Below are 13,311 nucleotides of genomic sequence, written 5' to 3'. Positions count from 1 at the left end.
TATCGACGCGCGAGACGAGAAGATCGCGTTCGATCATTCTTCGCCCGCCGCAAAATAAGCGGTGAGCCGATGCGCTAAATCGCGGTTCAGGCGAATATAGGTCCGCCGACCGTCGTCGCGGTCGGCCTCGCGAACCACCAGGCCCGCATCGCAGAGCGTTTGGAGCAATCTGAGCGCGGAAGATCTGGGAAGCCCGGAGGCGATACAAGCGGAACCCGTCGATACCGATTTGCCCTGGCCTTCGTGGATGAACAGGTCGACCAAAATGTCCCACGCCGGCTCGCCGAACAACCCCTCTGCGCCAACGAGTTGGCGACGCAGCAATCTGCGCCGCGCAGTTTTACGGGCATTTTCCACCGCGAGACCCGCGTCCGTTCGCGGGCTGGCGCTATCGCGCAAGCGTTCCGATGGCCGCCGCTTCGGCTTCGCTCGCCGGTTCAGGATCATCTGGTGATCGCTGCCCGTCACCACGATATGCTCCAGCAGATCGACATCGAGCGCGAAGCCAATGGCGACCAGCCGTTCGGTGACATCGATATCGCCCCGGCTCGGATTAGGGTCGCCGCTGGGATGGTTATGCACAAGAATAATTGCGGCCGCATCGAGCTCAAGGGCTCGGCGGAATATGATGCGCGCATGGATCGTCAACTGACCGATTGTCCCATGCTGCATTTGCTCGTCGGCAATCACACGCCGGGACGCATCCAGAAACAGCACGCGTAGTATCTCATACGGAAGAGCCCCCATCGACGCCTGCAGATACTGAATCAGCTTGGTGTCCCACGGAGCAATTGCGCGGCCCGCCACCTGCGAGCGCATCGCTTCGAGCGTTGCCGCACGCGCCGCGCTCAACATCGCTATGACGGGACTATCCTTTCCGAGAACCCGGCGAAGCGACCCGGGAGATTGGGTCCACAGCCGCGCGAGCGTGCGATATTCCGCGAGCAGTGCGTCGGCTACCGCGTGCTTGTTCGCCGGATCGATCGCGGCGATGAGATCAGCCAGGATGGCTCGCTCTCGCCGCGTACCAGCCGTCGTCGGTGACGCCAGGTTGCGAGGATGAGAATCAGCGGAACCGGCCAGGACGTCGCCACCTGCATCGTGAGGTAGATCGCCGGTTGCATCGTCACATCGATCATTCTGCTCGTGTGCGCCAAGAGAGGAAGTATATGGAGAACGGCGACGCACATAGGCCAGAAGCGATGCGCAAAGAGTGCGAGCATGAATGTAGCCGCCGCGCCGAACAAATCTATTGCGAGATGCCCTAGATCCAACGCCGCATATTCCGGCGGCACGAGGGAATGGAGAAGCTGATCGGCTCCCACCATTGTCAGCGCGATCGCCGCCATGGCCCGCTCGGGGCCGCCTCCGCGCCACAGAGAATAGACCACTGCGATCAGCAAAAAGGCGAGAAACAAGGCGATGCGCACCACTCCAGATTTCCATGCCGATAGCTCCCCGTCAACCGGATCAAGCTGCCGACGTGAGCTCAGATGGGTCGCCTCGACCTGTCTTCGGGCATTCGTGCAAATCATAGCCGGCAGTCGCGCGCCCGATGTCGACAAGGTCGCCATGGACGCGAAGAATATCACTGCTCGCCCCGACGAGAGCGATCTGCGCCTTCATGAGCCGCCGGATCGTTGCATGGCCCTTCGCCGCCGGCACGCCAACAGTGTCGCGGCGCGCGATGACGACACTCGTCATCAGTGACGACACGGCGATCAGGGCGTCGTCGACCCTGATCTCTGCGGCCGGAACATCTCGGGCGAGGCGGGCCGCTGTGAATGGGATTTCCTTGGACATAACTTCTCCTCTTCCGGAAGCGCCATCGCGCCTCGGCTATCGACATTGGACTTGAAAAAGGGGTCAGCCGGAGACCAGCCGCGTCAGTGCCTGAGCGATCGAAAGCCCTGTCAGGATGAGCAGAGCAAAGCCGACCAGCAGGGCCGCCATGATCCAGACTCGCTTGACGCGGGCGTGATCGTGCCTCCAGAAATCCCCGAACGGTGGGTTGCTGCCCGTTGGTTCGCCCGTCGGCGATCCGCAGCCGTGTATCGCCCCGGGCAACCCTCCGTTCGAAGAATCGAATGACATCAGTGCTGGCCGCGGCGCCAGTATGATTGGATCACATGGTATCCGATCATAGGTCTGCTTGAGACGCGCGTAAATGATCGCCGTCTCGGCGCGGTTCGCTACACCCAGCGTGTCACGTGCGGTTTTGAGGCGAAGATCGACCGCCTGCTTCGAGATACCGAGACGGCGCGCGATCTGCTTCGAGGTCTGGTGATCGAGTACAAGATCGAGGCAGGCACGCTGCTTGTCCGTGAGCCGTGCCCAGCGCACTTCGTCTTCTGATGGCTGCGACCCCGAATCAGTCATCCTTTACACTCTTGTCAAAATCGTATGCTTCGCAAGCGGCAGCGTGATTTCTATCCGTTCCGATGTTGAGCGCCTTACGCCAGAGCCTGTCTTTCTACGAGACGGTACGATGCCGCGAAAACCTTGTTGAATTCAGGTTTCCTCTGCGTCTCTTACTTATCCCCGTCGAGCCGGGCACACCCGCCCTGGCCCAAGAAACGGGGTCTTTCATGGGCGCAGAACCGATCCGGCTGGAAGCACGTCACCGCAGCGCGCGCATGCTGCGCACCGCGCTTGGCGATGCGATTGCCGAATGGCTTGCAGACCCCGAGATCATCGAAATCATGCTCAATCCCGACGGGCGGCTGTGGGTCGATCGGCTGGGCGAGGGCATCGTGGACAGCGGCCGGACGCTGACGCCTGCTGACGGCGAGCGCATCATCCGGCTTGTCGCCCATCATGTCGGCGCCGAGGTCCATGGTGGCGCGCCGCGCGTGTCGGCGGAACTGCCCGAAGGCGGCGAGCGGTTCGAAGGCCTCCTGCCGCCGGTCGTGACGGCGCCGACCTTCGCGATCCGCAAACCCGCAATCGCGGTCTTCACGCTGGCCGATTATGTCGCCTCGGGCATCATGGCGGTCGATGCGGCGGACATTCTTCGCCAGGGCGTGCGCGACCGCCTCAACATTCTCGTCGCGGGCGGCACCGGCAGCGGCAAGACGACGCTCACCAACGCTCTGCTTGCCGAGATCGCCGGCAGCAACGACCGGATTGTTGTGATCGAGGATACGCGCGAGCTGCAATGCGCGGCGCCCAACCTCGTGGCAATGCGCACGAAGGACGGCGTGGCATCACTCTCCGATCTTGTCCGCTCGTCGCTACGCTTGCGGCCCGATCGCATCCCGATCGGCGAGGTGCGCGGCGCCGAGGCGCTCGACCTCCTGAAAGCCTGGGGCACCGGTCACCCCGGCGGCGTGGGCACGATCCACGCCGGCAGTGCGCTCGGCGCGCTGCGCCGCATGGAGCAGCTGATCCAAGAGGCCGTGGTCACCGTGCCGCGCGCGCTGCTCGCCGAGACGATCAATCTCGTCGCCGTGCTCGTCCGCGATGGAACGGGACGGCGCCTCTCCGAACTCGCGCGCGTCGACGGCCTCGATCCCTCGACCGGCGAATATCGGCTGACCCCCCTCATCACCCCTGAAGGAGACATTCGATGATCCATGCCCTGCGGCATGGCGTGCGCCGCGCCATGCTTTGCTCGACCGCCCTTTTCGTCGCGCTTGCGGTTTCGGCCCCGGCTCATGCCGGTGGTTCGTCGATGCCGTGGGAAGCCCCGCTGCAATCGATCCTCGAGAGCATAGAGGGACCGGTCGCGAAGATCGTCGCGGTGATCATCATCATCGTGACCGGCCTCAGCCTCGCCTTCGGCGACACGTCGGGTGGCTTCCGCCGGCTCGTCCAGATCGTGTTCGGCCTCTCGATCGCCTTCGCCGCATCGAGTTTCTTCCTGTCCTTCTTCTCCTTCGGCGGCGGAGCGCTCGTCTGATGGGCCGGGAAGGGGAGGTGCCGGGTTTTTTCGCGCCGGTCCACCGAGCGCTGGCCGAGCCCATCCTGCTCGGCGGCGCACCGCGCAGCCTCGCGATCGTCAACGGCACGCTCGCGGGTGCCGTGGGACTGGGGCTCCGCCTCTGGATCGCCGGCCTCGCGATCTGGGCGGTCGGGCACGTCCTCTCGGTCTGGGCCGCGCGCCGCGACCCACAATTCGTCGACGTCGCCCGGCGTCACCTCAAATATCCCGTCTGGATGCGCCCATGATGAACCTTTCCGAATATCGGACGAAGTCCGCCCGCCTCGCCGATTTTCTCCCTTGGGTCTGCCTGGTGGCGGAGGGCGTGGTGTTGAACAAGGACGGCGCCTTCCAGCGCACGGCACGCTTCCGCGGGCCCGACCTCGACAGCGCCACGCCCGCCGAACTCGTCGCGGTCACCGCGCGCCTCAACAACACGCTGCGCCGCCTCGGATCGGGCTGGGCGGTGTTCATCGAGGCGCAGCGCGTGCCGGCTCTTTCCTATCCGGTTTCGGAGTTTCCCGATGTCGTATCCGAGCTGCTCGATGTCGAACGCCGCGAACAATTTCGCGAGGAAGGCGCGCATTTCGAAAGCTTCTATTATCTGACCCTGCTCTGGATGCCGCCCGCCGAAGAGGCGGCGCGCGCCGAGGCTTGGCTCTATGAGGGCCGATCGAAGACTGGCGTCGATCCGAAGGAGCTTTTGAAAAGCTTCATCGATCGCTCGGGACGCGTGCTCCATCTCGTCGAAGGCTTCATGCCCGAGGCCGAATGGCTCGATGACGGCGAGACGCTCACTTACCTGCATAGCTGCGTCTCGACCAAGGTCCAGCGCGTCCGCGTCCCCGAAAGCCCCGCCTATCTCGACGCGCTGCTCGCCGACGAGGCGGTCGTCGGCGGCCTCGAACCGCGGCTCGGCAACCATCATCTTCGCACGCTCACCATCACCGGCTTTCCGAGCGTCACCTTTCCGGGGCTGCTCGACGAACTCAACCGGCAAGCCTTCGGCTACCGCTGGTCGTCGCGCGCGATCATGCTCGACAAGACCGATGCGACCAAGCTGCTGACGAGAATCCGCCGGCAATGGTTTGCCAAGCGCAAGTCGGTCGCCGCGATCCTCAAGGAGGTGATGACCAACGAAGCCTCGGTCCTGATGGACAGCGATGCGTCAAACAAGGCGGCCGATGCCGACATGGCACTGCAGGAACTCGGCGCCGACGAAGCGGGCATCGCCTATGTCACCGCGACGATCACCGTCTGGGACCGCGATCCGGCGCTTGCCGCCGAGAAGCTCCGGCTGGTCGAGAAGATCGTCCAGAGCCGCGACTTCACCTGTACCGTCGAGAGCGTCAACGCGCTCGAGGCCTGGTTCGGGAGCCTGCCCGGTCATGTCTATGCCAATGTCCGCCAGCCCCCGATCTCCACCCTCAATCTCGCCCACCTGATCCCTCTCTCGGCGGTGTGGGCGGGGGCGGAGCGGGACGAGCATTTCGGTGATGCCCCCTTGCTTTACGGCAAGACCGAAGGCTCGACCCCGTTCCGCCTTTCGCTTCATGTCGGCGATGTCGGCCATTGCCTCGTCGTCGGCCCGACGGGTGCCGGCAAGTCGGTGCTCCTCGCGCTGATGGCGATGCAGTTCCGTCGCTATCCAGAGAGCCAGATCTTCGCCTTCGACTATGGCGGATCGATCCGCGCCGCCGCGCTCGCGATGGGCGGCGACTGGCAGGATCTCGGCGGCGCGCTCCACGACGCGGGCAGCGACGGATCGGTCGCACTGCAGCCGCTTGCGCGGATCGACGAGGCGGCCGAGCGCGCCTGGGCCGCCGAATGGCTCGCGGCGCTGCTCGCGGGCGAGGGCGTGAGTGTCGACCCAGCTGCCAAGGAGCATATCTGGTCGGCGTTGACGTCGCTCGCGACCGCACCAATTTCCGAACGCACGCTCACCGGTCTCGCGGTGCTGCTCCAGTCGCAGGAGCTCAAGCTTGCGCTCGCGCCCTATCTTGTCGGCGGGCCCTGGGGCCGGCTGCTCGATGCCGAAGCCGAGCATCTGGGCACAGCCCGCGTGCAGGCGCTCGAAACCGAAGGGCTGGTCGGCGCATCATCGGCGGCAACTGTGCTCTCCTATCTCTTCCATCGCATCGAGGGTCGACTCGACGGCTCGCCGACGCTGATCATCATCGACGAGGGCTGGCTCGTTCTCGACAGCCCCGCTTTCGCGGCACAGCTGCGCGAATGGCTGAAGACGCTGCGCAAGAAGAATGCGAGCGTGATCTTCGCGACGCAGAGCCTGGCGGACATTGAAGGGTCGAGCATCGCACCTGCGATCATCGAGAGCTGTCCGACACGGATATTCCTGCCGAACGAGCGCGCTGCCGAGCCGCAGATCGCGCGCGTCTATGCGCGCTTCGGCCTCAATGATCGGCAGATCGAGATATTGAGCCGGGCGACGCCGAAGCGCGACTATTATTGCCAGTCGCGGCGCGGCAACCGGCTGTTCGACCTTGGCCTCGGCGACATCGCGCTCGCCTTTGCCGCGGCCTCCTCGAAATCCGACCAGATCCGCATCGGCGAACTCATCGCCGCCCATGGCCAGCAGCAGTTTGCGGCGGCCTGGCTCCGCCACCGCGGCCTCGAATGGGCCGCCGATCTGCTCGGCCATCTCGAAATCGCAGCCCCCTGAAGGAGTGAATATGATGAAGATGTCTTGTTACCGTCGTGTCGTCGTGGCTGGGTTGCTTGCGGCCGCTGGCTTGCCCCTTGTTGCAGCAGTCACGCCTGCAGCTGCGCAGGTCGGCGGGATCGTCCACGATCCACGCAACTACGCCCAGAATATCCTGACCGCAGCGCGCACGCTCGAGCAGATCAACAACCAGATCAAGCAGCTCCAGAACCAGGCGACATCACTCGTCAACGAGGCGCGCAATCTCCAGAGTCTGCCGACCTCGACGCTGCAAGAGCTGCAGGGGCAGGTCGATCGCACGCGCGAACTTCTCGGCAAAGCGCAGCGCGTCGCGTTCGATGTGGGCGATATCCAGAAGGCGTTCGACGCGCGCTACAAGGGCGCGGCGCTGTCTGCGCCGCAGGCGGCGATGGTCGCCAATGCCGAGGCGCGCTGGACCGACAGCGTCGGCGCTTTCCAGGACGCGATGAAGGTGCAGGCCGGGGTGGTCGGCAACATGGGGGCGTCGCGCCAGTCGATCGGCACTTTGGTCACCGCCAGCCAGTCGGCGACCGGCGCGCTGCAGGCGGCGCAGGCGGGCAACCAGCTGCTCGCGCTCCAGTCGCAGCAGCTTGGCGATCTCGCCGCCGCGATCGCGGCGCAGGGCCGCGCCGAAATGCTGGACGCCGCGCGCGCCGCCGCCGCCGAGGCCGAAGGGCGCGAACGCTTCCGCCGCTTCCGCAAGGGCCATTGAGATGGGCCGGGCGGGGAAGCTCGTGGCAGGCGCGATCGTCGGCGGCATGGCGCTGGCGCTCGGGCTTCTGGCCGCGCTCGACCCGCCCGTGCCGCGTGCGTTCGCTCCCGCGCAGATCTCCGGAGCGGACGCACGACCCGATCTCGGCACGCTTCGCCGCTGCCGCACCGTTACGGTCGCCGATGCTGAATGCGAGGCGGCCTGGGACGCGAAGCGGCGGCACTTCTTCGGCCACGAAAAGGATGCGAGATGAACGATACCGGCGTTATCGACCAGTTTCTGTCGGTCTTTTCGACCTATATCGACAGCGGCTTCGGCCTGCTCGGCGGCGAGGTCGGCTTCCTATCCTCGACGCTGATCGTGATCGATGTGACGATCGCGGCGCTCTTCTGGGCGTGGGGTGCCGACGAGGATGTCGTGCAGCGGCTCGTTAAGAAGACGCTCTACATCGGCTTCTTCGCCTTCATCATCGGCAACTTCCAGAGCCTGGCCACGATCCTGCTCGAAAGCTTCGCGGGGCTCGGTCTGAAAGCGAGCGGCGGCGCGATGGCGATCGGCGATTTCATGCGGCCCGGCGTCATTGCGGCCACGGGGCTCGACGCGGCCGAACCCCTGCTCGATGCGAGCGCCGATCTTTTGGGGCCGGTCGGGCTCTTCACCAATTTCGTCCAGATCATGATCCTGCTCGTCGCGTGGGTCATCGTCGTGCTCGCCTTCTTCATCCTCGCGGTGCAGGTCTTCGTGACGATCCTCGAGTTCAAGCTGGTGACCTTGGCGGGGTTCGTGCTCATTCCCTTCGCCTTTTTCGGGCGCACGGCCTTCATGGCCGAACGGGTGCTCGGACATATCATATCCTCGGGCATCAAGGTGCTGGTGCTCGCCGTGATCACCGGCATCGGCACGACGCTGTTCGACCGCTTCCTCAACGCGGGCATGGGGCCAGAGCCCGACATAGAACAGGCGATGGCCATCGCGCTCGGTGCGCTGACGCTTCTCGGCCTTGGCATCTTCGGCCCCAACATCGCCAATGGCATCGTTGCGGGCGGACCGCAGCTCGGAGCCGGCGCGGCGGCGGGCACGACGGTCGCGGCGGGCGCGACGCTCGCCGCCGGCGCCGCTGGCGCGACGCTCGCGGGCGGCGCGGCGGCCGCGGCGGCGCGGGGCACGGCTGCTGCCGGAGCCCGTGGTGCCGGAAGCGCATCGGCGGCGTATGCGGCAGGCGCTGCCGGAAAAAGCGGGGCGAGGGCGGTCGGGTCGGGTCTCGCCAATGTGGCGCGCACCGCTGGGAGCCGCGCCACCTCGCCGCTCCGCAGCGCGGCCGAAAAGACCCGCGCCAACTTCGCAGCCGGGCGCGATGGCGCAGCCGATAGCGCGGTGCCCGCGAGCGGTGAGAGCGCGCCGCCGGCTTGGGCGGCGGCCATGCGCCGGCGCCAGATGGTGACGCAGGGTGCGACCATCGGCGCGCACACCCTCAAAGGCGGCGACAGCCACGGCGGCGGCTCGGCGCCCGACATCAGCGAAAAGGACTGATCGAACATGTTCAGAAGACCCCATAATCATTATGGCCGCGCGCCCGAGCCGGTCACGCCCTACCAGCGCGCCGCGCAGGTCTGGGATGACCGCATCGGATCGGCGCGTGTCCAGGCGAAGAACTGGCGTCTTGCCTTCTTCGGTTCGCTTCTTCTCTCGGGCGGTCTCGCGGCCGGCCTCGTCTGGCACTCGGCGCGCGGGACGATCACGCCCTGGGTGGTCGAGGTCGACAAGCTCGGCGAAGTGCGTGCGATCGCGCCGGCCGAAGAGGATTATCAGCCGACCGACCCGCAGACGGCTTTCCATCTCGCGCGCTTCATCGAGCATGTGCGCTCGATCCCTGCCGATCCGGTGGTGCTGCGCAAGGACTGGCTGTCGGCATACGACTTTACGGCGGCAACCGGTGCGCAGGCGCTCAACGACCATGCGCGCAACAACGACCCATTTGCCGAGATCGGTAAGGTCCAGGTCGCGGTCGATGTGTCCAGCGTAATCCGGGCGTCGAAGGATAGTTTCCGGATCGCATGGACGGAGCGCCGTTATCAGGACGGGAGCCTGATCGAGACCGCGCGCTGGTCCGCGATCCTCACCGTCACCCACGTGCCGCCGCGCACCTCCGATGCCCTCCGCCGCAATCCGCTTGGAGTTTTTGTGACTGCTATTTCCTGGTCCAAGGAGCTCAATCAATGACCGCAGATTTTCACTATTCGCTGCTCGCCGGCATTGCGGCGCTTGGCATGATTTTGCCAGCGGCCGCCGCCGAATCCCGCGACCCTCGGCAGAGCGTCGGCCGCGCCAATGATGCCGCGCGCGTCCAGCCCGAGCGCGCGACCTTCCTCAACGCCATCCAGAAATATGCCTGGGCGGAAGGCGCCTTGTTCCAGGTCTACGCCGCGCCCGGACAGGTGACCGACATCGCGCTTCAGGAAGGCGAGGAGCTGGTCGGGCCGGGACCTGTCGCGGCCGGCGACACGGTGCGCTGGATCATCGGCGATACGGTGAGCGGATCGGGCGCCTCGCGGCGGGTTCATATCCTGGTGAAGCCAACGCGCGCCGACATCATGACGAATATCGTCATCAACACCAGCCGTCGGACCTATCACCTCGAGCTTCGCGCGACTCCCGCCACCTATATGGCGGCGGTCTCCTGGTCCTATCCGCAAGACGAGTTGATCGCGCTCCGGGCCGCCGAGGCCGAGCGTGCCCGAGCGGCACCGGTGGCACGCGGCATTGATTTCTCAGCGCTGAGCTTCGCCTATCGAATATCGGGAGACCGAGTGCCGTGGCGGCCGCTTCGCGTGTTCGACGACGGGCGACAGCTCTTCGTCGAATTCGGGGACGGGGTCGCGAGTTCCGACATGCCGCCGCTCTTCATTCTCGGCGAGAAGGGCGCCGCAGAACTGGTCAATTACCGGGTTGATGGACGTTTCATAATCGTCGACCGTCTTTTCGACCGGGGCGAACTGCGGCTCGGAAGCGGTCGCGGCGCCAAGGCCGTCCGGATCGAGCGCGACATCAGGCGTCTTCGGGGGCGCTCATGAGCGCGCCCGCTACGCCCGAGGCGGAGTCCGAGACCGCCGTTGCCGTCGCTCCCCCTAGCCCCGAAGCCTTTCGGCTGGAAGGCGAGAGGCCGCGCGTCATGCGCCTCTCGCGTAGGGCTATTGCCGCCGCCGGAGGCGTCGCCGGGCTCGCGATCGCCGCTTCGCTGTTTTGGGCGCTCCGCACTCCGTCGGCGAGTGAGCCGAAGGAACTTTACGAGACAGCCAGCACGGCGCGCCCCGATGCGGTGACGAGCGCGCCCGCAGATTATGGCAAGGTCCCCAAGCTCGGGCCACCGCTGCCCGGGGACCTCGGCCGTCCGATCGTAGCGGCCCAGGCGGAAGGCAAAGCTGTACCGGTGCCTCCGATCGCTGCAACCGCGGGTGAGCAGCACGATCCGCGGCAATCGGCCGCTGAACAGGCGCGGCAGCGCGCCGTACAAGAGGGTGACAGCGCCCGGGCGAGCCGCCTCTTCCTCGCCAGCGAGGGCGCCCCGCGAGAGGAAGCATCCCCTTCGGCTGCCCCGACTCCCTTGGCGGACCGCGGCGCCGGAACTCCGACACCGGTCCCGGATAGCCGACGCCAGTTCCTCGCCGGCGGAAGTAAGGGGCCGATCCAGAGCACCGAGCGCATCATGGCGCCAAGCTCACCCTATGTCGTGCAGGCCGGGACGCTCATTCCGGCTGCGTTGGTTACGGGGATCCGTTCGGATCTTCCGGGGCTGATCAGCGCGCAGGTGACGCAAAACGTCTACGACAGTCCGACAGGGCGCGTCCTGCTCATTCCGCAGGGAGCCCGGCTGGTTGGCGAGTATGACAGCGAAATCGCGGCAGGTCAGAGCCGTGTCCTGCTTGTCTGGGACCGGCTCATATTGCCGGGCGGCCGCTCGATCCGGCTCGATCGCCAACCCGGCGCCGACGCGTCGGGTATGGCGGGGCTGCAGGACCGCGTGAACAATCACTGGGGCCGCATGTTCCGGGCCGCTCTCGTCTCGACCTTGTTGGGTGTTGGCGGCGAACTCAGCTTGGGCGGCGAAGATGACCTCGCCCGCGCCCTGCGCACCGGCATGCAGGACACGACCGGCGAGGCGGGCCGAAGGGTGGTCGAGCGCGAGCTGGCGGTTCGCCCAACCCTGACCATCCGGCCTGGCTACGCATTCGCGGTTTTCGTGACGAAAGATCTGGTGTTCGAGCCGATCGACCCAGGCGACTGGCAATGACGAAACTTCGATTGGGCGCGATCGCCGAAGACAAACCCGTCAAGCTCAGCATTGAGGTTGGTGGCGCTGTCCTGCGCGACCTCATTGATTATGCGCGGGTGCACGCGTCAGCAAACGGTCTCGCCGAGCCCTTGCCGCCTGAGCGGCTCGTTCCCGCGATGGTCGAGATATTCATGTCGGGCGACAGGGAGTTTCGCAAGCTACGGCGGAGGAACCGACCATGACGCTCGAGCAGAGAATCATTAGGCTGAAAACAGTGCTCGCCCGAACCGGCCTGTCGCGGTCGACGATTTACCGCATGATCGGTGAGGGCACATTCCCGCGACAGGTCCGCATCGGCATCCAGGCCACCGGCTGGTATGAATCCGAAGTCGATCAGTGGATTTCGGACCCTGCTTCCTATCGCCAGGCCGCCTAGGCGGTGCTCGTTACAACGAGGTCGCCCGGTAGAAGGACGCTCCACTTGTCCTCTACGATGAAGGCCCCCCATTGATCGAGCAGCTTTCGGCGCATGTCGAGAAAGGCGGCCCGATTGTAAGCCTTGATGACCGCATCCGGGATGACATGGGACAACGCAGCTTCCGCGACTGGTTCAGGGATCAAAGGCTGTTTTTCCGCTGCCCAGGTTCGGAGGCTGGCGCGGAATCCGTGGGGAACGAAGGGCTGATTATCATCACGCATGACCTTCGAAATCGTCATGTCGCTGATCATTCCACCCTTGCGATTGGCGAAGAGGAAGTCATCGGGCCCCGCGGGCGGCAGCAGGATCCTAATCTTCCGGAGGATGCCGATCGCCGCTTCGTTCAGCGTGATGACATGGGCCTGTTCCGACTTGCGCATCAATTCCACCGGTCTGGCCCATTCGCCTCGCTCCAGATCGATGTGGCGCCATGTCGCCTCACGCACCTCGATCGATCGGGCGCCTGTTGTCATCAAGAACATCAAGGCGAGACGTCCGACGGTCTGCCGCTGGCTTGCAAGATGCTTCCAGTAGGCTGGCGCATCCTCGTACGGCATCGACGGAAAGTTTCCGCCCTTCTTGCCCTTGCCAGTCAGTACACGCACCTGTTCACGCGGAGCTGCGGTCGTTCGCCAGCCCTTCGCCGAAGCAAAGTCGAGCACCACGTTGATGCGACGCCGAACCTTTTTCGCGATCGAGGGCTTGGACTTCCAGATCGCGGTGAGCGTGGAAGCAACATCATCAGCGGTGACGGAATCGACGCGCTTGTTGCCAAGGGGCGCGTAGGCATGGTTTTTGAGAGACGCGAGAAAGGCCTTGGCCTCCCGTTCGCTCCAGCTGTCCGAAAGCGCTTTGTGCGCGGCCTCGACCGCCTCCTTGAATGTCGGAGCGAGCTTGCGATCGCGCTTGAGTTCGGCCGCAGGATCCTTGCCTGCCTTCGCGGCATTCCGAAGCCGGATGGAAAGCTCCCGAACTTCGGAAAGGCTGAGATGGGTCTTGCTCTCAAGCGGAACGTCTGTGCCGATATTGCTCACCCGTCCCAGAGGCGCCAGCACAACGCCTCCGAGGCCAATGTCTCGCCGCTTACCGCGAACCTGAACCCGCAATATCCACGAACGGCAACCTGTCGGTCCGACAAGTAAATACAATCCGAGTCCGTCGCAGTGACGCCCCGGCTTTGCGTGTTGGATGAATCTGGAAGTCAGCCCAACCACATTGTCTACCTAAC

The 13,311-nt window shown here is 65.2% G+C and carries 17 protein-coding genes; 12 read left to right on the top strand and 5 right to left on the bottom strand.

Annotated elements, in window-relative coordinates; translation table 11 throughout:
• Positions 1–33 precede the first annotated feature (33 nt).
• From GGC65_RS11885 to GGC65_RS11870, 4 genes are all read right to left on the bottom strand, one after another.
• On the bottom strand, positions 34–855 hold the full coding sequence (locus tag GGC65_RS11885) for a JAB domain-containing protein (RefSeq protein WP_192647353.1): 822 nt from the start codon (positions 853–855) through the stop codon (positions 34–36).
• Between the two features lie 101 nt (positions 856–956).
• Entirely contained in the window at positions 957–1,433 is a 477-nt protein-coding gene (locus GGC65_RS11880) for a hypothetical protein (RefSeq protein ID WP_192647352.1), read from the bottom strand.
• Positions 1,434–1,470: 37 nt separating this feature from the next.
• Positions 1,471–1,803, bottom strand: a complete 333-nt coding sequence (locus tag GGC65_RS11875) for a hypothetical protein (RefSeq protein WP_192647351.1) — start codon at positions 1,801–1,803, stop codon at positions 1,471–1,473.
• 63 nt (positions 1,804–1,866) lie between these two features.
• On the bottom strand, positions 1,867–2,379 hold the full coding sequence (locus GGC65_RS11870; RefSeq protein ID WP_192647350.1) for a helix-turn-helix domain-containing protein: 513 nt from the start codon (positions 2,377–2,379) through the stop codon (positions 1,867–1,869).
• Positions 2,380–2,588: 209 nt separating this feature from the next.
• On the opposite strand from GGC65_RS11870, the gene trbB reads away from it, so the two are divergent.
• Genes trbB through GGC65_RS11810 form a run of 12 tightly spaced genes read left to right on the top strand, consistent with a single transcriptional unit; the run spans position 2,589 to position 12,041 of the window.
• Entirely contained in the window at positions 2,589–3,572 is a 984-nt protein-coding gene (gene trbB, locus GGC65_RS11865; RefSeq protein WP_192647349.1) for a P-type conjugative transfer ATPase TrbB, read from the top strand.
• A complete protein-coding gene (locus tag GGC65_RS11860) occupies positions 3,569–3,901 on the top strand; it encodes a TrbC/VirB2 family protein (RefSeq protein ID WP_192647348.1) in 333 nt (110 codons plus the stop codon). Before trbB ends, GGC65_RS11860 begins: the two co-directional genes overlap by 4 nt.
• Positions 3,901–4,170 (top strand): VirB3 family type IV secretion system protein, encoded by a 270-nt coding sequence (locus tag GGC65_RS11855; RefSeq protein WP_192647347.1) that lies wholly within the window; start codon positions 3,901–3,903, stop codon positions 4,168–4,170. The genes GGC65_RS11860 and GGC65_RS11855 overlap by 1 nt, the downstream gene beginning before the upstream one ends.
• Complete coding sequence (gene trbE, locus GGC65_RS11850; protein ID WP_192647346.1) at positions 4,167–6,602, top strand: conjugal transfer protein TrbE; 2,436 nt, start codon at positions 4,167–4,169, stop codon at positions 6,600–6,602. The genes GGC65_RS11855 and trbE overlap by 4 nt, the downstream gene beginning before the upstream one ends.
• 13 nt (positions 6,603–6,615) lie before the next feature.
• Entirely contained in the window at positions 6,616–7,335 is a 720-nt protein-coding gene (trbJ, locus tag GGC65_RS11845; protein WP_192649510.1) for a P-type conjugative transfer protein TrbJ, read from the top strand.
• 22 nt (positions 7,336–7,357) lie between these two features.
• Positions 7,358–7,588 carry a putative entry exclusion protein TrbK-alt gene (gene trbK-alt / locus GGC65_RS11840; protein ID WP_192647345.1) on the top strand — a complete coding sequence of 77 codons (231 nt, stop codon included), beginning with the start codon at positions 7,358–7,360 and terminating at the stop codon, positions 7,586–7,588.
• A complete protein-coding gene (gene trbL / locus GGC65_RS11835; protein WP_192647344.1) occupies positions 7,585–8,865 on the top strand; it encodes a P-type conjugative transfer protein TrbL in 1,281 nt (426 codons plus the stop codon). Before trbK-alt ends, trbL begins: the two co-directional genes overlap by 4 nt.
• Positions 8,866–8,871: 6 nt before the next feature.
• Entirely contained in the window at positions 8,872–9,555 is a 684-nt protein-coding gene (gene trbF / locus GGC65_RS11830; RefSeq protein ID WP_192647343.1) for a conjugal transfer protein TrbF, read from the top strand.
• Complete coding sequence (trbG, locus tag GGC65_RS11825; protein WP_192647342.1) at positions 9,552–10,406, top strand: P-type conjugative transfer protein TrbG; 855 nt, start codon at positions 9,552–9,554, stop codon at positions 10,404–10,406. Before trbF ends, trbG begins: the two co-directional genes overlap by 4 nt.
• Positions 10,403–11,623: a TrbI/VirB10 family protein gene (locus GGC65_RS11820; protein WP_192647341.1), complete on the top strand. Its 1,221-nt coding sequence runs from the start codon at positions 10,403–10,405 to the stop codon at positions 11,621–11,623. The genes trbG and GGC65_RS11820 overlap by 4 nt, the downstream gene beginning before the upstream one ends.
• Positions 11,620–11,847, top strand: a complete 228-nt coding sequence (locus GGC65_RS11815; protein ID WP_192647340.1) for a DUF2274 domain-containing protein — start codon at positions 11,620–11,622, stop codon at positions 11,845–11,847. Before GGC65_RS11820 ends, GGC65_RS11815 begins: the two co-directional genes overlap by 4 nt.
• Positions 11,844–12,041 carry a helix-turn-helix transcriptional regulator gene (locus GGC65_RS11810; protein WP_192647339.1) on the top strand — a complete coding sequence of 66 codons (198 nt, stop codon included), beginning with the start codon at positions 11,844–11,846 and terminating at the stop codon, positions 12,039–12,041. Before GGC65_RS11815 ends, GGC65_RS11810 begins: the two co-directional genes overlap by 4 nt.
• Here GGC65_RS11810 and GGC65_RS11805 read toward each other — a convergent pair.
• On the bottom strand, positions 12,038–13,297 hold the full coding sequence (locus tag GGC65_RS11805; protein WP_192647338.1) for a tyrosine-type recombinase/integrase: 1,260 nt from the start codon (positions 13,295–13,297) through the stop codon (positions 12,038–12,040). The two genes, GGC65_RS11810 and GGC65_RS11805, sit on opposite strands and share 4 nt — an antisense overlap.
• Positions 13,298–13,311: the final 14 nt, after the last annotated feature.

The sequence above is a fragment of the Sphingopyxis sp. OAS728 genome, from assembly GCF_014873485.1.
Lineage (GTDB): Bacteria > Pseudomonadota > Alphaproteobacteria > Sphingomonadales > Sphingomonadaceae > Sphingopyxis.
The sequence above is the reverse complement of the archived record's forward strand: the minus strand, read 5'-3'. Positions and strand labels throughout refer to the sequence as shown.

Bases quoted from the DNA above. Each gene is read 5' to 3' on its own strand.
- GGC65_RS11855 (WP_192647347.1), top strand. From the start codon at position 3,901: ATGGGCCGGGAAGGGGAGGTGCCGGGTTTTTTCGCGCCGGTCCACCGA.
- GGC65_RS11820 (WP_192647341.1), top strand. From the start codon at position 10,403: ATGAGCGCGCCCGCTACGCCCGAGGCGGAGTCCGAGACCGCCGTTGCC.
- trbF (WP_192647343.1), top strand. From the start codon at position 8,872: ATGTTCAGAAGACCCCATAATCATTATGGCCGCGCGCCCGAGCCGGTC.
- GGC65_RS11870 (WP_192647350.1), bottom strand. From the start codon at position 2,379: ATGACTGATTCGGGGTCGCAGCCATCAGAAGACGAAGTGCGCTGGGCA.
- trbG (WP_192647342.1), top strand. From the start codon at position 9,552: ATGACCGCAGATTTTCACTATTCGCTGCTCGCCGGCATTGCGGCGCTT.
- trbL (WP_192647344.1), top strand. From the start codon at position 7,585: ATGAACGATACCGGCGTTATCGACCAGTTTCTGTCGGTCTTTTCGACC.
- trbB (WP_192647349.1), top strand. From the start codon at position 2,589: ATGGGCGCAGAACCGATCCGGCTGGAAGCACGTCACCGCAGCGCGCGC.
- GGC65_RS11815 (WP_192647340.1), top strand. From the start codon at position 11,620: ATGACGAAACTTCGATTGGGCGCGATCGCCGAAGACAAACCCGTCAAG.
- GGC65_RS11860 (WP_192647348.1), top strand. From the start codon at position 3,569: ATGATCCATGCCCTGCGGCATGGCGTGCGCCGCGCCATGCTTTGCTCG.
- GGC65_RS11885 (WP_192647353.1), bottom strand. From the start codon at position 855: ATGTTGAGCGCGGCGCGTGCGGCAACGCTCGAAGCGATGCGCTCGCAG.
- GGC65_RS11875 (WP_192647351.1), bottom strand. From the start codon at position 1,803: ATGTCCAAGGAAATCCCATTCACAGCGGCCCGCCTCGCCCGAGATGTT.
- trbJ (WP_192649510.1), top strand. From the start codon at position 6,616: ATGAAGATGTCTTGTTACCGTCGTGTCGTCGTGGCTGGGTTGCTTGCG.
- trbE (WP_192647346.1), top strand. From the start codon at position 4,167: ATGATGAACCTTTCCGAATATCGGACGAAGTCCGCCCGCCTCGCCGAT.
- GGC65_RS11810 (WP_192647339.1), top strand. From the start codon at position 11,844: ATGACGCTCGAGCAGAGAATCATTAGGCTGAAAACAGTGCTCGCCCGA.